Source organism: Alkalihalobacillus phoenicis, from assembly GCF_047302405.1.
Taxonomy (GTDB): Bacteria; Bacillota; Bacilli; order Bacillales; family Bacillaceae_D; genus Alkalihalobacillus.
In genome coordinates this window covers 1,707,235-1,731,020 of sequence record NZ_CP154853.1, presented here as the reverse complement: position 1 = coordinate 1,731,020, position 23,786 = coordinate 1,707,235, and the positions used below count along the sequence as shown (strand labels likewise).

Here is a 23,786-nt window from a genome sequence, read left to right as displayed (position 1 = left end):
TTGTTAATTTAATTATTTATAAAAGAGGATACTACATTGAATATATTAAATACTATTAAAATTAGTAAAAGAGAAAGTTGCCCATGTGGTAGTGGAAAGTTATATAAAGACTGTTGCAAGAATATAGGAATCATACAAGTTCAAGAATCCAAGAAGCCTTTGGAAGTTCAAATAATGGAATTGATGAAAAAGTCTATGAAAAAATGCTGTTTGTACCCGGAGCAGAATAATTGCAAAGGTGATATTAAGAATGCTCATGCTTTGCAAAATAATAAAATAATATCTTTACTCGGAGGTAGTGAGCGGCATGTTTATTTATTAGACCCCAAGAAACGTCCTTTGTTAGTTCCTCTTAAGAATGGAAAAAAGGAACTTTTCGTTGAAGTAAGTAAAACGAGTGTAAAAGCAGCAACTACTGAAACTTGCTTTTGCGACTTGCATGATAATATAGTTTTTGCTGCAATTGAAAAAGGAGCACCTGACTTTGATGGTTCAAATGAGACAATGAAATTTGTCTATGCTTATAAAGCTTTTATATTTGAATATTATAAGCAATGGATGGCTATCAATATTTTTAGAACAAATTTTAAAAAGCAGCCAGTGGTATTCAAATCATTTAATATGGTTAAAAGATATCGAATGTTACAGTTGAAAATGAAAGAATTTCAATCAATAAAAGGACATTTTGATAAAAAAATTCTCAGCGGAAAACATGATGGTATAGAAACTTGTATTGTAAAATTACCCGAACAAATAAAATTTGCAAGTTATGCTTATATTGCTCCAGACTACGATTTGGATGGTAGAAAAATCAAACATACAGCAAAAGGAGTCATGCATCGTATAGCTGTTACTGTTTTTCCAGAAAAAACACAGTCTTATATTTTATTAAGTTGTTTGGAAAGTGAGAAAGCGGCATATCTAGACTTATTTAATCAAATACAAAGTTCAACTATAGATAAAATAAAGTTTTATTTTTCACTAGTCTTGCCATTATATTCTGAAAACATGGTGTTAAGCCCTGATATTTGGAAGAATTGGGATGAAGAAACTCAAATAGCGTATACCTTCTATGCAAATCTACAAGGAAGTGATGCATCAGTTTATAGTAAAACGATTGGAATGGTTTTACGAAACGCTGGAAAAAGCACTACTTTTGATTATAGTAACAGAGGAAAATTAGATTTATTTGTATAAGAACATATTGGAAACCTGATACAAAGTAGGTTCGATCCCAAAATAGGATTACTAAGATATTACTATTAGCCATGCAAGGGTAGATGGCTCCAGCTAATAAAAGAAAGGATTCTACCGCAGACTTTGAAATTTTTTTGAAAGATCCTTCAATTGATATTAATGGTCTTTTAATTTTACTAATTGAATTTTGTATAATCAGATCGAGGTGAAATAAAAATGAACAAAGAAGTAGAAGAATACGATTATAGTGATGATGCAACCTTAAAAAAAGCAATTGGACTTATTAAAAAAGGAAGCACAGAGAAAGATGTTCGGGAAAAGTTTAATTTGTCAGATGATGATATGGAGTTGATTGATTTCGTTATTAACGAGTTTTAACCGCTTCTAATAACATAAATCAACAATAAGGAAAAAACAAAAAAATGCAAGCAGTTCATAGAAACTTGTATTTTTTTTGTTTTTTCCTTATTGTGTTAAATCTCCAACTCCCTCTAATATGTATCTTCTTTTGTGAGAAGAGTCTTCTTGTGCGTCAATATCAATCCCACAACGGATCTCTATACAAAATAATGTAAATTAAACTTTACTTACAACCGATTGTAAAGCTGACTTTACAAAAATAATCAGAGGAGAGGAAAAGATGAGAAACCGAATCAAAGATCTGCGCAAAGCTAAGAAGGTGACTCAAGAGGGGCTAGCCATACAGGTAGGTGTCTCGAGACAATCAATCATTGCCATCGAATCAGAAAAATATAATTCATCACTTGAACTGGCATACAACATTTCGAAGGTATCCGATTGCATAATCGAAGAGGTCTTTACATTGGAAGAAAAGGGAGAAGAATAATGGCGGTACAATTAGTTGAGTTGTTAGTATTATATGGAGGAGCTGTATTATGATGATGGTTTGGATGAACTCCATGAACATATTTGGCAAAAGGCTCGATCCATTTCTTGGTTCTTCACTCTTGCTTCAATCTATGTTTTATTTACTTTGATAATATTCGGAATTGAAATAAGAGCCGCAATGGTATTAGCAATTATTTTGACTGTTCATACGATCAGTTGGGGTATTACAGGCATAATTTTGTCTATCAATATGAATAGGACAGAGCCTTTGAAATCCTCTAGAGTTAAATTCGGAATTTCGATTGTGGCATTGTCACTTATTATATTCGCAATCTTATCAATTACTACTAGAAACTGGTGGTTTCTGATTGCTAGCATTCCACCCAAACACTATTGGGCTAATCAGTGTATTAACTAGAGCACCAAGGGGACTTTAACGAGCTACTAACTAAAATTCAAGCAGCAGGTATTACGAAAAAGCAATAGTCCATAACCAGGGCAGGGGCTATGCCCCTAGCTTTCCACTTTTTTCAATATCAATTCTCCATATTTTTTTAAAATTAGTTCCTCAACTTAACTGCTTCGAGGAACAATAAGAACATCTGAGGAAATAAATTACGAAGATAGCCAGGATGATTTAGCAGACAATAATGATGATTCTTAATAGTGGGGAAACCATTATAAATATTTATAATAATCCAACAAACAGAGAATTTTTAGAGAAACTTCCCTTAACACTCACATTTGAGGAAACTGAAGGAATTGAGAAACTTAGTTATCTACCAGAAGAATTAACTAGGGAAGGGAAACCTTCTGGCTTTGCACCTGACTAATCGCAGAACGTTCCTACGCGACTGCTTCTGCTGAACTCTAGGACGCTGTGACGAATCGAGAGCTCGGTGGTCGATATCAAATTGAAGGTGACGCTGATGGCACGATCACCGATTATGTTCAATCGAAGTTTTCGCTGCGGCATGGGAATTTGGAGGTGAAATGAGGAGCTAGGTTGGAATGCACCGCATATCGCTACGGAAGGGCATACAAGATCCTAGTATTTGCCCAGTAGACGCTGACTGGTAAAAATATGAACCGAGTGGTGCTGTCGGTGTTAACTGAGATCTGGTTCACCGGTCTTAAAGGCACACTACGCGGATGGAGAAGCCTTGCTGGTCTTAGATGAAGGCAAGGCTTTCATGGACGTTACTAACGGTGATATCCTTTTGAAGTGATTCAGAACTCGTTCTGAATTATTGGAAAAATTATTGAATTCATTGTATTTCCCTGATTAATTTTAATGAAAAATGGAAACTATGAATCTATCAAAGTAGAAAAGAGGAGAAAAAAGTGAAATTCATCTACATTAAATTGCCCAAATGCCATATTTATTTAACACAAAAGGAAATCACAACTTTATTGCATCAGAATCCCGAAATTTTTAAAGCTGCTTTAGCGAGAGGGAAAACTTTCAGAAGGTCCAAAGACATAAGAAATAGAATAGATAAAAAGATAGAGCAAGAAAAAAATAACTTTAATTTATGAAAAATTTATACTATTCTAAAAATGGAGGTGTTGAGATGTATGATTCTTACCCTGCTAGTAAATCTAAAATCATGAATAATAATTGCTGGTATACTTACAGTCCAAAATTGAATAAAGATATCATTATAACAAGTAATCAAGAGTATAATTACTGGCTTTTATTAGAAATAGATTTAGATGTTGAACTATTTGTTATACGTCCAGTTGTCCTAAATATTCCAAAGAAATATTCTCCACAATTTTTGGTGAGAACAGTAGATGGAGTAGAAAAAAATGTTTTTCTAAGATACAAAGAAAATCAAGGTTCAACTAATATCTATAAATGTAACAATTCATTAGTAATTACAAATGAATATGTAGAACATAATGAATCTATGATTGCACTTGCCAAATTTATATTACCGTACCTTGGTAAATCTCCAAATGAAACCGATGTCTATATTATCTTAAAATTCTTGAAGAATAGGCAAAAAGTAAATGTAAACAACCTAATAAAAAATATAAGTAACTTAGCGCCTACAAGAATACAGAGAGCAACTTTTCACCTTATATTAAAAGGAAAGATAAATTCTAATATCAAGTTAATAAACGATATAAACAAGTTGGAGGTGTGGGTCCATTGAGTAGTCGATTTATTGACTCGTTAAATATAACACCAGAATTATTAGAATTGAAAAATTGGCCAAAAGTAAACACAAATCACTTTAACCAACAAGAGCTAGAAATATTTAGAAATAGAAGAAAAGCTGTTGAACTTTACTTTAACAGTAAGCCTCTTAAAGAAATAACTTTGGAAACAGGCATTGCTAAACAAGATTTATATCGTTTTATTCGCCGATGCCTGAAAGAAGATAAGTTTGGAGTTATTTGGGGATACCGAGCATTAATTCCTAATAAGACACTTAAGGAATACAGAAAGAAAGCTGATAACCATTTAAATTCTAATAAAATGGTTGGGCCGGGAGCATTTACCTTATTGTTAATTACTTATCCTGAATTGGAAGAAGTGATTACTGATTTGTTGTTTAAAAAAAATAATAAGGTGCCCACTGATAAAATAATGGCTAAAAAATATATCCACAAGCATTTCATTAAGAAATGTAAAGAATTAGGATTAAAAACACCTTATGATTATCCATTTACATCAAAAGATTTAGGCCAGAGAATCATTATATAATTATTTAAGGAAAATAGAAGAAGAAAACATTAAAAGTACCATGTTAAGAAATGGAGTAGATGTGGACTCAAAATTTGATATATATAAAAGAAATAACCTGCTTAAACCTTATCAGGAAGTTCAATTTGATGGTCATAAAATTGATGTTATCATATCAATGGAATTAACAGCTCCTGATGGCACTTCAAGATTTGTTCCACTAAGTAGAATATGGATACTAACTATAATAGATGTGTCAACAAGAGCAATAATTGGTTACCACCTATGCCTTAATAGAGAATATAGTAGTGAGGATGTTCTTCAAACTATAAAAAATGCAATTATACCTCAAGAAAGACCTGAATTAACTATCCCTAAATTAGAATATCCAGCGGATGGTGGGCTGCCCTCTATGTTGATTCCTGAAACTCAATGGGCATTGTGGGATGAGCTCTTTTATGACAATGCTAAAGCCAATCTCTCATACATAGTGAGAGATAGATTAAAAAGAATTGCGGGTTGTAGAGTTCAGGCTGGACCAATTAAATCCCCCTTAAAAAGGGCTATAATTGAAAGATTTTTTGGTAAATTGGAAAAAGTAGGATATCATAGGTTGCCTAGTACTACAGGGAGTAATGTCTCAGATCCCCGAAGGAAAAATAGTGAGAGTGATGCCATTAAATTTGAAATTACCTTTGAAGAACTAGAAGAAGTTACTGCTGCAGTTATAGCTCAATATAATTCTTCTTTTCATGAAGGGCTTTATTTTGCTTCTCCTCTTGAATCAATGAAACAAAAAATTAACAAAGGGGCAATGATTAGAACTATGGATGAGAATCAGAGAGAAGATGTTAATTTTTTTTCAATGGAGACGTTTCGTACCATTAAAGGAAATATAACTAAGGGACGAAGACCACATATAAATTTTGTGCATGGAAAATACACAAACGAATTATTACTCCGTAGTCCAGGATTAATAGGGAAGAAATTAATTTTGACAATTGATATTGAAGATATACGCTTTTTAGATGCTTATTTGGAGGATGGCTCAAGTATTGGGAAATTAAGAGTTTCAGGACAGTGGGGATTAACTAAACATTCATTAAAGTTAAGAAAAGAGATATATAAATTGGCAACAAAAAAATTGATACAATTTACTTATCAGGACGATCCTATTATCGTATATCAAGAATATCTAAAAGAAAAAGCACAAACTAACAAAGCAGCACGAAATAAATTAAAATCGATTCAAAACAGCCTATTAGAAGAAGTTGAAACTGAAATAAAACAAAAGGACTTATCTAAAAATATTGCTTCTAATAAAATAGAAAATCCTTCAGAGAATACTCAACAAAAACTTATAGAAGATTTTTTGAATAAAAAATCAAATAAAACAACAAAAAAAATTAGAAGAACAATTACTTACTAAGGAGAGTGCTAATCATGAATGACTCTCATAAGAGACCAAATATATTGGATAATATGCATCCCATTGAGACTGGAACATATATTATACCAACTAACGAAATTGACAGGTTATATCAGAAAATATCACAATGTTTAATAAATCGTTCACCTGGAGCCATAATTTATGGCAGACCTCGTTTAGGTAAAACAAGAGCAATTAAGTATTTACAAACAATACTCCCTTTAGAGTTCGAGGAGATATCTACGTATTTTATTATGTGTAGAAGATATAAAAACCCAAATGAGAACACTTTTTTTGAAGATGTTTTGACTGGGGTTGGACATGCTTTGCCTCATAACGGAAAAGCATGTCATAAAAGAGAAAGGTTATTTAAATTTTTAATAGAAGAAGCCGTAATAAAAAAAAGTAATCGAATAGTTTTTTTTATTGATGATGCTCAACGATTAAGTGAAATACAATATGATTGGCTAATGGACATCAATAACGAATTGGATAATTACGGAATATCTTTTACTGTATTTTTATTTGGTCAAAACGAACTTGTACACCAAAGATCTGTCTTCGTTGAACTAGGAAAACATCAAATTATAGGTCGTTTTATGGTGCAACACCATCAATTTAATGGAGTGAGTAAAAAGAATGATTTAAAAGAATGTCTAAATGGCTGTGATGAAAATTGCGAATTCCCTGCAGGCTCTAACTACTCCTTCACTAGATATTATTTTCCTAATCAATTTAAAGAGGGGTTTCGTTTAAGTAATTTTTCAGATGAATTATATAGTGCTTTTAAGGAATTGAGAAGCGAGTCAGGGATAAAAGAAAAAATAGAGATACCAATGCAGTATATAACTTTAACTGTTGATTATGCTTTAAAAGAATTCGGTATAGATGGACAGAATTTGTATCAAATAGACCTTGAAAATTGGAGGGAGGCAATAATTAGTTCAGGCTATATAGAAGCAGAGTTATATGGAAATATACAAATGAAATTATCCTCCAAGAAAAATTAGCGTGGAAGAGGCGATAGACTTTCAAATTACTTTTGAAGAATTTGAACAAATTACGGCGGTAATTGTATTTGGCAAGTGAGAAATGTATAAAACGGCAATTAAATATGTAACCACTTGCCAATCTTTTTTATTGATGTATCATCGATTCCTTATAACGGTGACTTTCCCCGTTAAAGACGACTAAATGAGAGTGATGGATGAGACGATCGATAACGGCTTCCGTTAAAATAGGGTCTCCAAAAACATGATTCCACTCCCCAAACGTCAAATTACTCGTAATGATAATGCTCGTTTTCTCATAACACAATGAAATGACTTGAAATAATAACTCCGCCCCTTGTTTGTGTAAAGGGATATAACCTAGCTCGTCTAAAACGAGTAAATCCAATTTCTCCATTTGCTTAAATACTTTGCTTAATGTCCCTTTTTCATGAGCTTCTAGTAGTTTGTTCACCAGCGTCGCTACCGTATAAAACTTGACCGATAACCCTCTTTGTTGAATCAACTGTAACGAAATAAGGGAAGATAAATAGGTTTTACCTGTGCCTACTCCACCATAAAAAATTAAGTTCTCCTGCTTCTCCAAGAATAATCCTTCTAGTAAATAAGACTGCGTTAATTGTGGCGTTAGGACAACATCTTTCCAATTAAAAGGCACTCCGCTCATCTTAGGAAGAGTCGCTTGCTTTAATAAAAGGTTTACTTTTCGCTCCTCTCTTTGCTCAATCTCCTTTTCAAACGTAAGCGTCAAATAGTCCCCACCTATTAAAGAGATGGGGACTAACTTATAATCTACTTATCATGTTGAATACGACAGTGAGCCGGAAGACTGTTTGACCAAGGAAGCAATTGATCAATGGCGTTTTCATCACTCACATCAATATTGGGAAGCTCCTCAAATAAGTGCATTAAGTATTGATAAGGATTGAGGCCATTTTCTTTGGCTGTTTCTACAATACTATAAGTGACAGCACTTGCCTTTGCTCCTTTCGGAGTGTTGGCAAAAATCCAGTTCTTTCTGCCGATTACAAACGGCTTAATGGATCTCTCACTTCTATTATTATCAATCTCTAGTCTACCATCCTCTAAGAAAGCCTCTAGCTTATCCCATTGATTACGGCAGTATTTGATCGCTATTCCGAGTGCACTCTTTGGTAACACTTTTGGCGTTTGCATGCGAAGCCATGCTGAAAAAGCGTCAAGAAGTGGTCGACTTTTTTCTAGACGTACTTGATGGCGGTCAGAGAATGATAAACCTTTGATTTCTCGTTCAATCGCAAAGAGTTGGTTACAGAATTTCAAGCCTTCTTTGGCTGTGACATCTTTCGACTGTTGTTCTTTAGGCAAGGCCTTTAAAGCTTCATCAAATTTTCGACGAGCGTGTGCCCAACAACCAACTAACGTTACGTTTGGAATTCCATTGTATCCAGCATATCCATCTACATGTAAGTACCCTCGGAAAGGGGATAAAAACTTTCTAGGATGTTTACTTGCTCGTGTTTGCTGGTAGTCAAACAATACAATTGGGGGACCTTCCTGTCCCGAACGATACAACCATAAAAAAGAAGTTGCCGTTGATGGTCGATCTGGCTCTCGTAGCACTTGCAGCGTCGTTTCATCCGCATGAACAATATCAAGCTTCATCAGAAATTGATACATTCGATCATAGATGAGGTTTAACCATGTATTAGCACCATAAAGAACCCAATTAGCTAATGTTTGGCGTGACAAAGAGACACCTAAACGAGCGAATTGTTGTTCTTGACGATACAATGGAAGTCCTTCTACATATTTTTGATTTAAGATGTAGGCCATCGCAGATGGCGAAGCTAGACTTTTAGGGAATACTGATTTAGGCATGGAAGCTTTAACAATAGGAGTCTCTGTACTTTCGCGTTCACAATGGCGACACGCATAGACATGTTGAACATGTTCAATGACCTTCACTTCCGCTGGAATAACTTTTAATTCACGACGTACCTCCGTCGACATTTCGTGTAGATTTCCATTGCAGCACAAACAAACCTGATCTTCTTCAGGTAATCGATACTCAATAACTTCCTTCGGAAGGTTCTCAAGTTTACTATCACGTTGACCTTTGGTTTTTTTACGTTCGTACGTAATGGTTTCAACCGTAGGTTCTTCAATCGATGGGTCAGCCGTAATTTCTACCTCATTAAAAAGAGGCAATTCTAACTGATCAGCATTTGTCTTCTCACTTGAAGTACCAAATTGGCGTTGCTTACTGAGACGGAATTGTTCTTCATACCATTTAATTTTTGCCGTCAGCTCTGCGTTTTGTTCCTCAAGTGATGAGACACGTTTTTCTAAATCTTCAGTTGTAGGTTGAGAGGTGGTTTCTGTTGTTTTCATAGCTTCATTATACATTACCTCTCATCCATTTGCTTATCATTTATTCATTAAATGACACGTTGTGCAGTAACTTTTGGATGTGCTGATTTTTGATCAATTGAAAGGCCGTCAAGTAACCAACGGAACTGACGATGGCTAATCATTTGCGGAGAAGAAGATGAATCTTCTGGCCAAGGGAACGTACCTTTTTCTAAACGGCGATAATAGAGCCAAAATCCATTATGTTCCCAGTGAAGGATTTTGATCTTATCTCGTTGTCTATTACAGAAAACAAATAAACACGGGGAAAATGGATCTAATTGAAAATTTTCTTGTACGATAGCCGCGAGGCCATCAATGGATTTTCGTAAGTCTGTATTTCCTTTTGCAAGGTAGACTTTATCAATGGAGCGTTGATTGATCATCCATGTCTCAGCACGCGTAGTACACGAGATAAATGGTCTTCACTCACATTTTCAGGAATATAGACAGACAGGTCATCTATTCTCACTTCAATGGATGTGGTGGGGAAGGTAGGGACATCAAAAGATGTCCAAATCTGGCTTGCCTCATCACTTGAATCTGAGTTTACTTCTGCCTTGATCTTCTTTCGCCAATAGTGGAATTGATATTCTGTAATGTCATCTTGTTTAGATACCCATTCTTGTATCGTCTCCCCGCTGTCTTCGTATGCCTCCATGCGTTTTTTCCACAAATCGTGTTTTTCTTTACGCTTCATAGCGACACCCTTTCATCATTATTGATTAAAGTATCGCATGGGACCAGGGTTATTGGAATGTGGGTATTATTTGACGCTTACTTAGATTCTATAAATTTTCAAAAAGGTGATTAAGAAAAATAAACCCATTTCTCTTATGAAAAGAGTGAAAATAGGGATTGCCTCTTTGTATAATTAAATCAAACTACATGTATATTTACATGTATAGAAAACTGTTAGAAATGGACTTTCCCTAAAGAATAGAAGCTCAGATTTAACCGGTCTTATAAGGTGGGACCGGTTTTTTTGTAAAGAGCTATAAATTTAGCTCTATTTTCATTAAGAGACATGACATAATTATAAAATCTACCTTAACCAGAATATCCTTTTTTGAAGTAAACTATGCTACTGAAATAATTAAGCCTTAAACTTAAATAATTCATGTTAATTTGTTAAGATAGAGTAGAAGAGATGTTAAAGGAAACAAATATTTAGACCCACATTACATTATTACGTAAAATATAAATTTGACGTAATAAAAGTCAAGTTTTATAATAATATATATAATTGATACAAGGAATGATGATAATGAGTAAACACATTAAGGGCAATTTCCTTAAAATTGAAAAACAAATGAAATCCTTACCTTGGTATGTAGAAGAATACATAGACCACAAATCAAGAAGATTATCATCTGCTTCATTATTAAATTATGTCCATGATTACAATATTTTCTTTGACTGGATTACAAGTGAAGAAATATTTAAAGGTAAGCCAACTGAAGTTACTTTAGATACTTTAGAAACACTTACAATAAGGCAAATTGAATCATTTTTAAAGTTCTTAGTGCATCGATTGGATAATAAAGAAGTTACTGTGAATCGAAAAATATCGTCACTAAAATCATTATTTAACTATTTACAAAACATAGCAGAAACTCAAGAGTTAAAACCTTATATCCAACGAAATGTCATGGCCAAAATTGAATTTTACGATTTGAAAAATGATCAAGAAACGCTAGCTAATAAGATGGAAGGAAAGATACTACAAGGAAAAGAATATAGTGACTTTAGAATGTTTATTGCTTATGGTTATGGTCAGTTACACAAAAATAATAAAAAGAAATATAACTTTCACTTACAAAATAGAGAAAGAGATACTGCATTAGTATCGTTAATATTGGGTTCAGGATTACGCCTGTCTGAAATAGCAAACTTAGATATTGATGATATTGATTTCAACAAAAACACCTTAAGAGTTATAAGAAAAGGAAATAAAGAGCAATATGTCTACTTTAGTACCCAAGCAATGAGCGATTTAAACTCATATCTAGATATTAGGAAAGAAAAATACAAAATTGATATTAAAAACAAAGCTCTTTTTATTGCTGCTTCTATGGGACCTCAAGGAACTACACGTAGATTATCAGCAAGAGCTATCGAAAAACTTGTAGAAAAATATGCTAAAGATTTTGGTAAGCCAGCATTGACGGTACACAAGCTAAGACATTCATTTGCTTCAAAGTACCATTTAGAGATAAATGATGTACCTAAATTAAGAAAACAACTTGGTCACTCGTCAATTCAAACAACCATGATATACACCCATTTTAAGAATACAGATTTAAAAGATGCTGTGGAGAAGATGGATATTTCTGATAATAATAAGTAAGAAAAGTACAGCGGCATTGTTTTATACACCAATGTCGCTAAATTAATTATCAATTAGTACGTGTTTAAGACATGATATTTAGTCGTCGTACAACTGAGTCGTAATTAAATGATAAAGTGGGACTCATCGAATAAAAAATGACTTTTATTTGAAAAATCTTCTAATTAAAAGTTTAGCATTGTCTTCATTTCTTCATGAGACGACCGAGAAGTCGTAACATTGTCTTCGACGGATAACGTGGGACTTAATTTATATGCTTATGCTTGTCTATTAAGCCAGCAATTAGGTTTCGAAGGATTTGTTGCTTTCATCCCAAAAACAAATCTAGTTTCATATTACCCAAATGCTTTATAAGCTCAATTGAGTGGACGCAATATGATTATTGATGACTTTGCAGTAGATCAATCGATTAAGCTATACTTGTATTAAGGAAGGTGATTCAAATGAAAAAGAACCATGATAAAATTTGGGATAAAATTGACCAAATAGCTGATGAAAATGGTGGACATTACGTGGTTCCGACTAAGCCTGGCAAGGTGGATACTTCTGATGTAAGTGAATTTATAAGAAAAACAAAAGCAAAACGTGCTAAGGAGAAAAAGAAAGCCTAGTAAGAAATTATTTTTCATAAGATGAAGTTACATTCTAAGTATATAATCACTCCTACAACAAGATTGCAGGAGTGGTTATTTTTTTCGGAGTGTTCGTCGAAGACAATAAATTGAGACGTTTTTTTCGATAGATGTTGTACCAAAGCTTAGGAGGCAGCTAGGTCATTCAACTATTCAAACAGCCATGATATACACACACTTTGAAGAATACTGATTTTAAAGATGCTGCGGAGAGGATGGATATGGATATTTTAGTTGACTAATGAACTTTAACTCTAAGAATGTGATACTGATTGGTAAATTAAATTGTATTCATCAAATAAATCTTCATTTTTTTCATAAAATGACCGAGAAGTCGCAACATTGTCTTCATTTTTTCATGAGACAACCGAGAAGTCATAACATTGTCTTCATTTTTCTATGAATAATTATTCAAAAAAGCAAGAAGTCATAACATTGTCTTCATTTTTGTCATAACATTGTCTTCGACGGACAGATTGGAAGAAGATACTTAAATTATATCTGCTTTCTTTTTTTTGATTTAGAAGTAGACATAATATTTATTATAGGAGTCAATTAGTGAAATGAAAATCCAGTCTCAATTGCAAAGTATACTTTAAGTTTTGAGACGGAATCGATCTTTTTGTGAAACGAGCAATATTTATTAATTTTAATTTTTATCCCAGAGATCTTCTTAATAAATTCTGGGCTGTTTTGGCGTGAAATAATTTTTCCTGTTCGATTAAACCTTGTTCTAATTGCCGTTCGATCTGTTGAATTCTGTGTCTAATTAATCCTTTAAAATCCTTGACTTCTTTATATAAATCAGTTTGAAAATGTGTGACTTGAACACCAAATCTGTTGGCTTCTCGATAAATTTCACCGATTGGGTCTTCATCATTTACAATTTGTTGGAAATATTCATCAAAGGTTTCGACCGTTCTCAATTTTACTACTTGTTCCTCAAAATCATTAAATAAGGCTTTGAAGTCGTTTACTACTTCTTTTAAAAATTGTTCATAGAGCATAATTTACATAACCTCTTTTCACTTTAATCGTTATTGTGTTATCGTTCTCTAATTTGATTTACAATAATTGATTCTTTTGCAAAATAACGATATTATGTATGTACTACCATTTTTATGTAATAAGAAATTTATTGTGCTTTTTAATCCTATATTTTCGTTCTTTTTTAACATGATTTTGAGAATCATTCACTTTTTTTAAAGTGCTTTTCATGTTAAAGACGAATATAATAAAATAAAGGTTACTACTATTATACATATATCTATTTCAACTTTGTTGACTAGCAAGAGAGGAGTTGTTTTATGACTCGACAGCATGCATGGATGGCTTTACGTGCTGTTCTATTAGCCGTCGCTATATTTATCATTGGTTGGCTATTTATCAAATTATTTTCCATTACGTACCCATTTTGGTTTGCGGCTTTATTTGCTTGGTTTTTACAGCCGTTCGTACGTTTTCTTCAAGAAAAATTACGATTAACTTCTGGATTTGCGAGTCTGTTTGGACTATTAGGTGGCGTTTTGATCATTAGTAGTATTATTACAGGCATCGTCTTTTTACTCATCTACAGCTTCCGCAATTTCTTTATGCAATTTCCAGAATGGATTGAGATGGCTTCAGTAGGTATTCAAAACTTTTTCAATAATGTTGTCTTCCCTTTTTGGCAAGAGGCGTTAGGTATTTTTAATAGCTTTAGTATAGAAGAACAAGAAGCTTTAAAGCAGAGTATTCTTCAACTCGGTACTCAGCTTGGTGCCTTATTAGGTCAATTAGGACAAGGGATTGTCGATCGATTTACTCATTTGCTATTAGGTTTACCGACCTTTTTTGTTGCCTTTTTGTTTTTCCTCTTGAGTATTTATTTTATGGGTAAAAGCTGGGCACAGTATCAAACCTTTTTTAAAAAGACAATTCCATACGCGGTTAGATTAAGAGCAAAGGATTTTAATGCTGCTATCAAAAATCGCCTCTTTGGATTTATTCGAGCTCAATTTATTATTATGGCCGTCACTGCTTTTATTGTTATGATTGGTTTAACCATTCTAGGTGTTGATTATGTATTTACATTATCAGTTGTGATCGGAATTGCCGAATTATTGCCTTATTTGGGCACTGGTACGATTCTTATTCCGTGGTTTATTTATTTATTCATTGCAGGTGACGTTAGTTTAGGAATAGGTTTAGCGGTTTTGTATGCGATTATCGTTATCATTCGTCAGCTATTAGAGCCGAAAGTTTTATCGAGTAGTTTGGATTTAAATCCGGTAGCCGTTCTGATTTCCTTTTTTGCGGGGCTTCAAGTATTCGGGGCGATTGGATTATTTATTGGTCCGGTAGTTCTTGTTCTTGTTATCATCTTACATGACATCAAAGTCACGCATGATATTGGCCGCTTTATTCGAGATGGTTTCTCTACTTAAAAGCATTGAACACTTGCTTCCTTTCAAGAATTGGTAGTATAATACAAGTAATTAATCACATAAACTAAAAAAACCATAGGTGCTGAGAACACCTATGGTCACCAATAGCTTATTTCCCTCTAAGGGGGTACGGCTATCATGGCAAAAATAATCCACCATGGCCTGTTCAGCTCAAGGGTGGATTATTTTTTTTCGTAAAAAGACAGTATCGCTACAATTAGACTAGCAAAACTAATCATTAAAACTAACGATTGAAAAACTGTCATAAGCACCACCTCCCCTCAAATGGAGATGATACCATACCACCCTTGAGTTATATTAAGCTATTGTTTGTCTATTATATCATGAATGAACTGGGAAATGGTTCCTATTTTTCTTCATTTGTTTACATAATGTTATTATCGTCTATTTATATGACTTGTACTCATTTCCCTTAGAAGAAAAGTATCGCGGCGTTAATCACTGTATACGACATGACATATGAAATTAAGCTCATTAGCCTGACGGAATACGTACTATACTGCGTCTTAAATACTCACCAGAAAAAACATAATCTCTCTTGCTATCTCCCACATACGTGGATATCAAAAAAAGAACCGAAATACTAAATTCGGTTCTTCTAGAGAGATTGTTTATTCACCTATCTCTTCCCTTTGTCTATCTTTCCATACTTCTATAACGGTTCCCTCTGTAGCTGTGTCAATTGCAAATGAGCCATTGCTATAGCGATCGCTATTTCGGAAGCTCTTCACGGCCACATTGGCGGTTGAGCCTTTATCAGTAGTAATAATGTATTCTTCATTCGCATTTAGAACCCGTTTGCAGCCTACTAAACGATGTGGATTCGATTTTAATTCTCTTAACATCACTAATCCCCGTTTCGCCCGTGACGATTTATCGAATTCAGAAATCGGCATACGTTTAACGGCCCCACGTTGGGTAAAGATAATAAATTCAACTTTTTCATTTAAAGTAAACGACGTAGCATCGACGACAAAATCATTTTCTTTTAAATTGATTCCTTTAACACCGGAAGCTCTTTGACCGACCAGTGTTACTTCCTCTTCACTAAACCATAATCCATAACCTAAATGAGTCGCTAAAAAGAGTTCGTCTGTTCCCTTTGTTCGCATGACACCAATTAGCTCATCGTCTGCCTTTAGTTTTAAAGCCATTAACGGTTTAGAATAACGTTGAGCCTGATAGAATGATAGCTGTGTGCGTTTAACCATACCTAGTTTTGTCACAAATAATAATGACTCTTCCTCGTCATCAAATGATCGGACACATATCGCATCAATTACTTCATCATCACGGTCAATACTTACGATATTGGCGACGTGTTGGCCATTGTCCTTCCAACGAATATCAGGCAATTGATGAACAGGAATGTAGAGATAATTTCCTTGTTTTGTGAAAATTAAAAGCGTATCGGTCGTATTCATTTCCAGCCTCTTTAATAAACGATCGCCTTCTTTCATTCCAGGATCATCGCCATTAGAAGCCGAGTACGAACGTATGCTCGTTCTCTTCACATACCCTTCATTTGTGACCGTCACCATGACGTCTTCAGCTGCAATCAAGACTTCCATGTTAATTTTCAAGTCTTCAATCTGGTGTTCAATAATCGTTCGACGTACATCAGAAAATTGCTTCTTAACAGATAAGAGCTCTTTTTTGATGACACCGATTAGCTTTTTCTCACTCTCTAAAATTGCTTCTAACTCATGAATACGACGCTCAAGCTCTGCCGCTTCCTCTTCTAATGTCGTGATATCCGTATTCGTTAAACGGTAAAGTTGTAAAGTGACAATCGCTTCTGCTTGAGGTTCTGTGAACTGATATTTTTCGATTAAATTCGTTTTGGCATCCTTTTTATCTTTAGATGCACGAATCGTAGCAATGACATCGTCGAGAATCGAAACAGCTCGAATAAGACCTTGTACGATATGGTGACGATCGCGAGCTTTATCTAGCTCATAGGTCACTCTTTTCGTAACAACAGATTTCTGGTGGTCAATATAGGCTTGAATAAGTGGTTGCAAGCCCATAAGTTTAGGTGTTTTGTTATGAATGGCCACCATATTAAAGTTGTAGGTCACTTGTAAATCTGTGTTTTTTAATAAATAGTTCAATATCGCGGTCGCGTCTGCTTCTTTTTTCAATTCCACAATAATACGAAGACCCGTTCGGTCGGTATCATCTCGAACTTCGGCAATACCGTCGACCTTTTTATCAAATCGAAGTTCATCCATTTTTTTGACTAGATTGGCTTTAACAATTTCATAAGGAATTTCCGTAATCACGATTTGCTGTCTGCCACCACGTAGCTCTTCAACCTCCGCTTTAGCTCGAATGACGATTTTTCCTTTTCCTGTTCGGTAGGCTTGTTTAATTCCTTCAATACCTTGAACGGTTCCACCAGTTGGGAAATCAGGTCCTTTAATAACCGTCATTAAGTCATCTAATGTCGTTTCAGGTTTTTCCATTTGCATGATGACACCATCAATCACTTCTCCTAGGTGATGTGGCGGAATATCGGTCGCATAACCAGCGGATATTCCGGTTGAACCATTGACAAGAAGATTTGGAAACATCGCCGGTAAGACAACTGGCTCCATTTCAGAGTCATCAAAGTTTGGAATGTATTCCACCGTTTCTTTATCGATGTCTTTTAAGAGCATAGCAGCAATTTTTGATAATCTTGCTTCCGTATACCTCATGGCAGCTGGTGGATCGCCATCAATCGAACCATTGTTCCCATGCATATCGACGAGTAACTGACGAACCTTCCAATCTTGACTCATACGTACCATCGCATCATAAACAGATGAATCGCCATGTGGATGATAGTTACCGATCACATTACCAACGGTTTTAGCAGACTTACGGAATGCTTTATCCGCCGTATTTCCTTCACGGTACATCGCATATAAAATACGTCTTTGTACCGGTTTTAACCCATCTCGTGCATCAGGTAATGCTCGTTCTTGAATAATGTATTTACTATAACGACCAAAGCGATCACCAATTACTTCTTCTAAAGGAAGATCTAAGTAACGTTCTACTTGTGACATCGCTTATTCCTCCTCTTCTACTACAGCTAAGTTTTCGTTTTCTAAAATGTTTGTTTCTTCTTCTAACCCGAACGCAACATGGCTTTCAATCCATTTACGGCGTGGTTCTACTTTATCACCCATTAAGGTTGTGACACGTCTTTCCGCTCGTGCTGCATCATCAATCTTGACACGAATAAGCGTTCTTGTTTCCGGATCCATAGTCGTTTCCCATAATTGCGTCGCATTCATTTCTCCGAGACCTTTGTAACGCTGAATCGTATAACCTCGGCCAATTTTTTTTATCGCTTCTTGAAGCCCTTTTTCATCCCAAGCGTATTCAATTACTTCTTTTTTCCCTGAGCCTCGACTTACTTTATAAAGAGGTGGTAAGGCAATATACACTTTTCCAGCTTCGACAAGTGGTTTCATATAGCGGTAAAAGAAGGTTAATAAAAGGACTTGAATGTGAGCACCATCCGTATCGGCATCCGTCATAATAACGACTTTGTCATAATTAACGTCTTCAACCGTAAAATCAGCTCCGACTCCGGCTCCAATTGTATGAATGATGGTTCGAATTTCTTCATTCTTCATAATGTCGTCGATTTTCGCTTTTTCCGTATTGATAACTTTCCCTCGTAGTGGCAATACGGCTTGGAATTTTCGATCGCGCCCTTGCTTAGCAGAACCACCGGCCGAATCACCCTCCACAAGATATAATTCATTCCGTTTCGGGTTTTTCGACTGAGCAGGTGTTAATTTCCCACTTAATAAAACGTCTTTTCGTTTGTTTTTCTTGCCATTACGAGCATCTTCACGAGCTTTTCTGGCTGCTTCTCGTGCTTGTGATGCTTTGACTGCCTTTTTAATTAAAAGAGAGGCGATATCTGGGTTTTCTTCAAGGAAATAAGAGAGCTTTTCAGACACGAGGCTATCAACAGCCGAACGTGCTTCCGGAGTACCTAATTTTCCTTTGGTTTGTCCTTCAAATTGTAATTTAGCTTCTGGAACACGAATCGAGATGATCGCTGTAAACCCTTCTCGTATATCGGAACCATCTAAATTTTTATCCTTATCTTTAAGAAGCTTTACTTTTCGTGCGTATTCATTCACGATTCTTGTCATCGCAGCTTTAGCCCCAAGCTCATGGGTCCCGCCATCTTTTGTCCGGACGTTATTGACGAATGAGAGAACATTTTCTGTGTAGCCGTCGTTAAATTGGAAGGCTAATTCCATTTCAATTTCATTGTTCTCTCCCGTAAAATAGACAACTGGAATTAACGTTTCTTTGTCTTCGTTTAAATATTCTACAAATGCTTGAATTCCGGTATCATAAACGAATTGTTCACTAGATGTTTCCCCACGTAAATCGACTAATTCAATTTTAATTCCTTTAAGTAAAAAGGCAGCCTCTCGTAAACGCTCGGTTAACGTTTCTAAATTATATGTAGTCATACTAAAGATTACAGGGTCTGGCTTAAAGTGAACAACGGTACCACTTCTACGAGTATTGCCAATCACTTCAAGAGTTGTGGCTGGTTTACCACCATTTTCAAAGCGTTGGCGGTAGCGTTTTCCATCACGCATAATTTCAACGACAAGCCATTCCGACAAAGCGTTCACAACCGAGGCGCCTACCCCATGAAGTCCGCCACTTGTTGCATAACCACCTTGTCCGAATTTCCCACCCGCATGCAAAATCGTAAAAATGACTTCTGGTGTCGGCTTCCCTAATTTATGAATCCCTGTTGGCATCCCGCGCCCTTCATCAGAGACGGAGATGCTGTTATCAGGATGAATCGTGACATTTATGTATTCTCCAAACCCCGCCAATGCTTCATCGACGGCATTATCAACAATTTCGTAGACTAAATGATGAAGTCCTCTTGCATCTGTACTACCAATATACATCCCTGGTCTCTTCCGTACAGCCTCGAGTCCTTCTAATACTTGAATGGAATCGTCGTTATATTCCAGATGATTTTTATTAACCACTATATAGAAACTCCTTTCAACCGGCTGCTCCCCAAAAACAGCTTATCCCACCTTTACAGAAAATAAGAGTGTTCACTGCTTCATTGGTGCTCTGTATTTGTATGTTTTGCCATTTTTAATTGTATCGATATTTTTAAGATTCGCAACTGTTTTTCTGAAAACCTCTTATTCTCATGAAAAAGTAACAGAAAGTGGTTCGTGATGATGATTAAAACACCTCTTCCAACTTAAGAAGAGGTGTAAAGCCATCTCCTATTTAAACTTTGCATGTTCCACTTTAATACAACGATCCATAACTGCCGTGATGTTATGTTCTTTTAAAAGGTCTGCAGCGGCAGCGTCAAATACATCTAACTGTGTCCAAAATACTTTCGGTTTGATTTCTACAGCTTCTTTAGCCAAGTCATAAACAAACTCACTTCTTCTAAATACATTAATGATATCGACCTCTTTGTCGATATCTTTTAGTGATGCGTAAGATTTTTGGCCAAGAACAGAATCGACCATTGGATTAACCGGAATAATCTCATAACCAGCTTTTTGCATCGCTTCTGAAACCATATATGATGTTCTAGCTGGGTTATCAGACAAACCAATAACAGCAATGCGTTTATACGTATGCAAAATCTCTTTTATCTGTTGATCAGTTGGATTCGTAAACGTCATGATTTTAACTCCTTTGGCCCACTTGTTTAATAAGGGTACCTTTTTTTAGTTATTTCTGCAACTTTCAATCAAATTCTCTCGCATGCTAGCTTACTTCGCTTTTTTTAGTCGAGATTCCTTCTTTTGTCATTCGTCTAAATAAATGAATACATGTTTAACCAATGTAAAATTATCGTTCCCAACCTTATCTTATCTCAAACCTTTTTGAACATCAAGACAAATGAGATCGTACGTTCGCTCTCTTGTGTCATTTATAATTAAATCCCTTTTCTTATTTGAAGACACAAGCTAAAATGAAAACAAGTTCAGAACAAGCTTTTTTTGCAGAGTGCTTCACTAAAGGAGAAGATGTCGATGGTGTTAGGAACCGTAATTGTAACAGGGGCAAACTCAGGAATGGGTCTTGCGACAACGATCGAGTTAGCTAAAACAGGCTATCATGTTGTGATGGCTTGCCGAAATGAACAAAAAGCAAAAGAGGCACGGAATGTGGCGGTTACCGAAAGTGGCTCTGATTTAATCGAAGTGCTCCCTTGTGACCTTGAGTCGATAGATAGCATTGTCGAATTTGTAAAAGAAATTGAAAGGCGTTATGAACAAATCGATCGACTCATTAATAACGCTGGGGTTGTATCACTTAAAAAAGAATATACAAAAGAAAATTTCGAAGCGATGATCGGTGTCAATCATTTAGGGCACTTCTTATTAAGCAATCTATTATTAAATGTTATGAAAAAATCAGCAGAAGCTCGGATTATCAATGTTTCGTCTGGGGCATACAAGGCTGGAAAAATTGATTTTGAAGATGCTCATTTTAAACAACGTTCCTTTAATGTTGTGAAAGGCTACAGCCAGTCTAAATTAGCAAACATTTTATTTACAATCGAATTGTCTAAAAGGTTAGAAGGTTCGACAGTTACAACGTATAGCTTACACCCTGGAGCCGTTTCAACAGGCCTTGGAGTCAACCGAAGCACGGGGTTTGGGGAAACTATCCACCGCTGCCTAAAGCCTTTTTTCCTTACGCCGAAAGAAGGAGCTGCCACTGCTCTTTATTTAGCAACAGAACCTAATTTAAAAGCCTATTCCGGACAATTTTTTTATAAGAAACAACCACAAAAACTTACGAGCAAACAAATCACTACAGAAGATGCGAAAAAACTTTGGGATTGGAGTGTCGAGCAGGTTCAGCTTGAACGATACTAGATAACAACAGAACAGCTCCAATGACTTTATTAAAAAAGTTCAGTGTTTATAGCTCTGGGCTTTTTGTTTGTTAGTTGCACCTACTAGATGTGACGGGAAATCTATAACTCAGGCTTAATATCTAGTCCATAAATGTTGCTCCCTCTTCTTATTTAGGCGTCTCAGGACAATCATTATCTAAAACGCCTAGAAGACAACTTTCGACTCTAACTCCCTCTCGATATTATTTCATGTCCAATTTAACGTTCCATGAAATAACTATTTCACAGAACGTTAAATTTGCGGTAAAATAAGGATGAGGTGATGATAATGTCGTTATTTGCAAAAATTAATCAAAAAAATAAGCATACATTACATAACAATCAAAATCATTCTAATTCATTAAAAACATTCAAAAAAGCAGAACAACTGCCACTATTCATACAGGAGTATATGGTTAACCGACTATCCCTTGGTTATTCAAAAAATACAATCCAACGATACATCTATGATTATTTTGCTTTTTTTCAATTTATAGAACGAATCGTGGGAGATGATGCTTTTTCTCCTCAAACGATTACATTAGATGATTTTTTAGAAATAGAAAAAGAAGGAATTGAGCATTATATTTCTTACTTAGCTCTAGAGCTTGAAAATGAACCGACCACCATTAATCGAAAAATTTCCGCTTTGCAGTCATTATTTGATTTTTTAGTCAAACGAGGAGATGCCCCCTCTAATCCTGTACTTTCGGTACAAAGGCCAAAAAATGGAAAACGAGAGCCTGTTTATTTAACAAAACCAGAGCTTCATTCTTTGTTGAGTTGGTTAAAAGAACCGCATTATTCCACAAAAAAACAAGCCTTTTATCAAGAGAAATTAAAATATAGAGATTATGTTACGTTCTATTTACTGATGACCACTGGACTACGGATTTCTGAACTGGCTTATTTATCGATTGGACAAATTGATTTCAGCCAATCGCGACTGAAGATTAAAGGAAAAGGAAATAAAGAACGATCGATCCCTCTTTCAGCAGCAACGATCAACGTGATGAAACAGTATTTACACGATATTCCGATTGCTCAAAGGCCAAGTGATGCGGATGACTATTTTATAGTAGGCTATGATTTCACGAAGAAAGCTTATACAAACGGGGTGTCCATTAGTAGCTTACAAAAAATGATTAAACGGACGATCGAGCAAGCCAAACATCAGCTTCCCTTTTTAACTTTCAAAAAAATAAGTGCTCATAAACTGCGTCATAGTTTTGCAACGGAGCTTGTCGCCTCTGGAACCGATGTCTTAACCGTTCAAAGTTTACTCGGACACGAGTCGGTATCAACCACTCAAGTTTATGCCCATGTTCAGCAGGAAGCTCGCGAGAAAGCGATTGCAAATTTATTGATCACAAATGAATAAAGGTCATTTATAATAAATAGAGTAAAGGGGGAAGTTCAATGGAAATCAATGTTGAAATCAATATGCCATTAGATAGATTAGAGGTGCCAACATTACGAGAGAAAATAGGCTGGGGTCGTCGCGAGCAAGACTTTCCAACTCTTTTGGAGCGCTGTAATTTTTGGGCGGGTGTTCGTAATGATGAAAATGAACTGATTGCTTTTGGTTATGTATGTGGAATGGGTTTAGAGCACGGCTATTTAGAAGACATTATGGTGGACCCGCAGTATCAGAACCGAGGAATCGGTGTCACACTTGTGCAAGCTTTAATTGAAGAAGCAAAAAAGTTTGGTTTAGAGATTTTGACCGTTACTTTTGAGTCTGGAAATGAGAATTTTTATCGCGTTGCTGGATTTAATGCGAGTAAGGGTGGCGTCTTATACTTAGATGCTTGAGATAAATGAAATAAGACCGTAAATAGAGTTTTCCCCTATTTACGGT

Annotated in this window: 22 protein-coding genes and 1 pseudogene; 14 read left to right on the top strand and 9 right to left on the bottom strand. The window is 35.4% G+C overall.

Annotation, left to right across the window (positions count from 1 at the left end; translation table 11 throughout):
* The first annotated feature begins 36 nt into the window (after positions 1-36).
* The 8 genes from AA0017_RS08200 (at position 37) to AA0017_RS08165 (ending at position 7,180) form a co-directional block, all read left to right on the top strand.
* On the top strand, positions 37-1,197 hold the full coding sequence (locus AA0017_RS08200; protein WP_413380801.1) for a YecA family protein: 1,161 nt from the start codon (positions 37-39) through the stop codon (positions 1,195-1,197).
* A 216-nt stretch (positions 1,198-1,413) separates the two neighbouring features.
* The gene (locus tag AA0017_RS08195; RefSeq protein WP_413380799.1) at positions 1,414-1,575 is read left to right on the top strand and encodes a hypothetical protein; all 162 of its coding nucleotides are present in this window, start codon (positions 1,414-1,416) and stop codon (positions 1,573-1,575) included.
* Positions 1,576-1,837: 262 nt separating this feature from the next.
* Positions 1,838-2,044 (top strand): helix-turn-helix transcriptional regulator, encoded by a 207-nt coding sequence (locus AA0017_RS08190; RefSeq protein WP_413380797.1) that lies wholly within the window; start codon positions 1,838-1,840, stop codon positions 2,042-2,044.
* A gap of 655 nt (positions 2,045-2,699) precedes the next feature.
* Positions 2,700-2,879, top strand: coding sequence for a cyclophilin-like fold protein (locus AA0017_RS08185; RefSeq protein WP_413380795.1), 180 nt, complete (start codon positions 2,700-2,702; stop codon positions 2,877-2,879).
* 741 nt (positions 2,880-3,620) lie between these two features.
* The gene (locus AA0017_RS08180) at positions 3,621-4,208 is read left to right on the top strand and encodes a hypothetical protein (RefSeq protein WP_413380793.1); all 588 of its coding nucleotides are present in this window, start codon (positions 3,621-3,623) and stop codon (positions 4,206-4,208) included.
* Positions 4,205-4,762, top strand: a complete 558-nt coding sequence (locus AA0017_RS08175; RefSeq protein WP_413380791.1) for a hypothetical protein — start codon at positions 4,205-4,207, stop codon at positions 4,760-4,762. Before AA0017_RS08180 ends, AA0017_RS08175 begins: the two co-directional genes overlap by 4 nt.
* Before the next feature lie 61 nt (positions 4,763-4,823).
* Entirely contained in the window at positions 4,824-6,170 is a 1,347-nt protein-coding gene (locus tag AA0017_RS08170; protein ID WP_413380789.1) for a hypothetical protein, read from the top strand.
* 14 nt (positions 6,171-6,184) lie between these two features.
* Positions 6,185-7,180 carry an ATP-binding protein gene (locus tag AA0017_RS08165; protein WP_413380787.1) on the top strand — a complete coding sequence of 332 codons (996 nt, stop codon included), beginning with the start codon at positions 6,185-6,187 and terminating at the stop codon, positions 7,178-7,180.
* Between the two features lie 127 nt (positions 7,181-7,307).
* Here AA0017_RS08165 and istB read toward each other — a convergent pair.
* The 4 genes and pseudogenes from istB to tnpA form a co-directional block, all read right to left on the bottom strand.
* A pseudogene (gene istB / locus AA0017_RS08160) lies at positions 7,308-7,937 on the bottom strand (IS21-like element helper ATPase IstB); the annotation flags it as partial.
* A gap of 35 nt (positions 7,938-7,972) precedes the next feature.
* A complete protein-coding gene (gene tnpC / locus AA0017_RS08155; protein WP_413382470.1) occupies positions 7,973-9,553 on the bottom strand; it encodes an IS66 family transposase in 1,581 nt (526 codons plus the stop codon).
* 47 nt (positions 9,554-9,600) lie between these two features.
* Entirely contained in the window at positions 9,601-9,957 is a 357-nt protein-coding gene (gene tnpB / locus AA0017_RS08150) for an IS66 family insertion sequence element accessory protein TnpB (protein WP_413378286.1), read from the bottom strand.
* Positions 9,954-10,271 carry an IS66 family insertion sequence element accessory protein TnpA gene (tnpA, locus tag AA0017_RS08145; RefSeq protein ID WP_413378284.1) on the bottom strand — a complete coding sequence of 106 codons (318 nt, stop codon included), beginning with the start codon at positions 10,269-10,271 and terminating at the stop codon, positions 9,954-9,956. Before tnpA ends, tnpB begins: the two co-directional genes overlap by 4 nt.
* Before the next feature lie 567 nt (positions 10,272-10,838).
* Here tnpA and xerS point away from each other — a divergent pair.
* A complete protein-coding gene (gene xerS / locus AA0017_RS08140; RefSeq protein WP_413380785.1) occupies positions 10,839-11,921 on the top strand; it encodes a tyrosine recombinase XerS in 1,083 nt (360 codons plus the stop codon).
* A 443-nt stretch (positions 11,922-12,364) separates the two neighbouring features.
* The gene (locus tag AA0017_RS08135) at positions 12,365-12,532 is read left to right on the top strand and encodes a hypothetical protein (RefSeq protein WP_413380783.1); all 168 of its coding nucleotides are present in this window, start codon (positions 12,365-12,367) and stop codon (positions 12,530-12,532) included.
* 677 nt (positions 12,533-13,209) lie between these two features.
* Here AA0017_RS08135 and AA0017_RS08130 read toward each other — a convergent pair.
* Positions 13,210-13,560, bottom strand: a complete 351-nt coding sequence (locus tag AA0017_RS08130; protein ID WP_413380781.1) for a hypothetical protein — start codon at positions 13,558-13,560, stop codon at positions 13,210-13,212.
* 300 nt (positions 13,561-13,860) lie between these two features.
* On the opposite strand from AA0017_RS08130, the gene ytvI reads away from it, so the two are divergent.
* Positions 13,861-14,979, top strand: a complete 1,119-nt coding sequence (gene ytvI / locus AA0017_RS08125) for a sporulation integral membrane protein YtvI (protein WP_413380779.1) — start codon at positions 13,861-13,863, stop codon at positions 14,977-14,979.
* 182 nt (positions 14,980-15,161) lie between these two features.
* Here ytvI and AA0017_RS08120 read toward each other — a convergent pair whose 3' ends face one another.
* The 4 genes from AA0017_RS08120 to AA0017_RS08105 all read right to left on the bottom strand — a co-directional run bounded on the left by AA0017_RS08120 (position 15,162) and on the right by AA0017_RS08105 (position 20,699).
* Positions 15,162-15,245, bottom strand: a complete 84-nt coding sequence (locus tag AA0017_RS08120; RefSeq protein ID WP_327857078.1) for a putative holin-like toxin — start codon at positions 15,243-15,245, stop codon at positions 15,162-15,164.
* Positions 15,246-15,611: 366 nt separating this feature from the next.
* Entirely contained in the window at positions 15,612-18,056 is a 2,445-nt protein-coding gene (gene parC, locus AA0017_RS08115) for a DNA topoisomerase IV subunit A (RefSeq protein WP_413380777.1), read from the bottom strand.
* A 3-nt stretch (positions 18,057-18,059) separates the two neighbouring features.
* Positions 18,060-20,033 carry a DNA topoisomerase IV subunit B gene (gene parE / locus AA0017_RS08110; RefSeq protein WP_413380775.1) on the bottom strand — a complete coding sequence of 658 codons (1,974 nt, stop codon included), beginning with the start codon at positions 20,031-20,033 and terminating at the stop codon, positions 18,060-18,062.
* A gap of 252 nt (positions 20,034-20,285) precedes the next feature.
* Complete coding sequence (locus AA0017_RS08105; protein WP_413380773.1) at positions 20,286-20,699, bottom strand: CoA-binding protein; 414 nt, start codon at positions 20,697-20,699, stop codon at positions 20,286-20,288.
* A 354-nt stretch (positions 20,700-21,053) separates the two neighbouring features.
* Between AA0017_RS08105 and AA0017_RS08100 the strand changes: the two genes are divergently transcribed.
* From AA0017_RS08100 to AA0017_RS08090, 3 genes are all read left to right on the top strand, one after another.
* Complete coding sequence (locus AA0017_RS08100; protein WP_413380771.1) at positions 21,054-21,905, top strand: SDR family oxidoreductase; 852 nt, start codon at positions 21,054-21,056, stop codon at positions 21,903-21,905.
* A gap of 309 nt (positions 21,906-22,214) precedes the next feature.
* Positions 22,215-23,306, top strand: coding sequence for a tyrosine-type recombinase/integrase (locus AA0017_RS08095; RefSeq protein ID WP_413380769.1), 1,092 nt, complete (start codon positions 22,215-22,217; stop codon positions 23,304-23,306).
* A gap of 38 nt (positions 23,307-23,344) precedes the next feature.
* Positions 23,345-23,740, top strand: coding sequence for a GNAT family N-acetyltransferase (locus AA0017_RS08090; protein ID WP_413380767.1), 396 nt, complete (start codon positions 23,345-23,347; stop codon positions 23,738-23,740).
* Positions 23,741-23,786: the final 46 nt, after the last annotated feature.

Bases quoted from the DNA above. Each gene is read 5' to 3' on its own strand.
- tnpB (WP_413378286.1), bottom strand. From the start codon at position 9,957: ATGATCAATCAACGCTCCATTGATAAAGTCTACCTTGCAAAAGGAAAT.
- parC (WP_413380777.1), bottom strand. From the start codon at position 18,056: ATGTCACAAGTAGAACGTTACTTAGATCTTCCTTTAGAAGAAGTAATT.
- AA0017_RS08130 (WP_413380781.1), bottom strand. From the start codon at position 13,560: ATGCTCTATGAACAATTTTTAAAAGAAGTAGTAAACGACTTCAAAGCC.
- xerS (WP_413380785.1), top strand. From the start codon at position 10,839: ATGAGTAAACACATTAAGGGCAATTTCCTTAAAATTGAAAAACAAATG.
- ytvI (WP_413380779.1), top strand. From the start codon at position 13,861: ATGACTCGACAGCATGCATGGATGGCTTTACGTGCTGTTCTATTAGCC.
- AA0017_RS08165 (WP_413380787.1), top strand. From the start codon at position 6,185: ATGAATGACTCTCATAAGAGACCAAATATATTGGATAATATGCATCCC.
- tnpA (WP_413378284.1), bottom strand. From the start codon at position 10,271: ATGAAGCGTAAAGAAAAACACGATTTGTGGAAAAAACGCATGGAGGCA.
- AA0017_RS08185 (WP_413380795.1), top strand. From the start codon at position 2,700: ATGATTCTTAATAGTGGGGAAACCATTATAAATATTTATAATAATCCA.
- AA0017_RS08195 (WP_413380799.1), top strand. From the start codon at position 1,414: ATGAACAAAGAAGTAGAAGAATACGATTATAGTGATGATGCAACCTTA.
- AA0017_RS08190 (WP_413380797.1), top strand. From the start codon at position 1,838: ATGAGAAACCGAATCAAAGATCTGCGCAAAGCTAAGAAGGTGACTCAA.
- AA0017_RS08105 (WP_413380773.1), bottom strand. From the start codon at position 20,699: ATGACGTTTACGAATCCAACTGATCAACAGATAAAAGAGATTTTGCAT.
- tnpC (WP_413382470.1), bottom strand. From the start codon at position 9,553: ATGAAAACAACAGAAACCACCTCTCAACCTACAACTGAAGATTTAGAA.
- AA0017_RS08090 (WP_413380767.1), top strand. From the start codon at position 23,345: ATGGAAATCAATGTTGAAATCAATATGCCATTAGATAGATTAGAGGTG.
- AA0017_RS08180 (WP_413380793.1), top strand. From the start codon at position 3,621: ATGTATGATTCTTACCCTGCTAGTAAATCTAAAATCATGAATAATAAT.
- AA0017_RS08135 (WP_413380783.1), top strand. From the start codon at position 12,365: ATGAAAAAGAACCATGATAAAATTTGGGATAAAATTGACCAAATAGCT.
- AA0017_RS08095 (WP_413380769.1), top strand. From the start codon at position 22,215: ATGTCGTTATTTGCAAAAATTAATCAAAAAAATAAGCATACATTACAT.
- AA0017_RS08120 (WP_327857078.1), bottom strand. From the start codon at position 15,245: ATGACAGTTTTTCAATCGTTAGTTTTAATGATTAGTTTTGCTAGTCTA.
- AA0017_RS08100 (WP_413380771.1), top strand. From the start codon at position 21,054: ATGGTGTTAGGAACCGTAATTGTAACAGGGGCAAACTCAGGAATGGGT.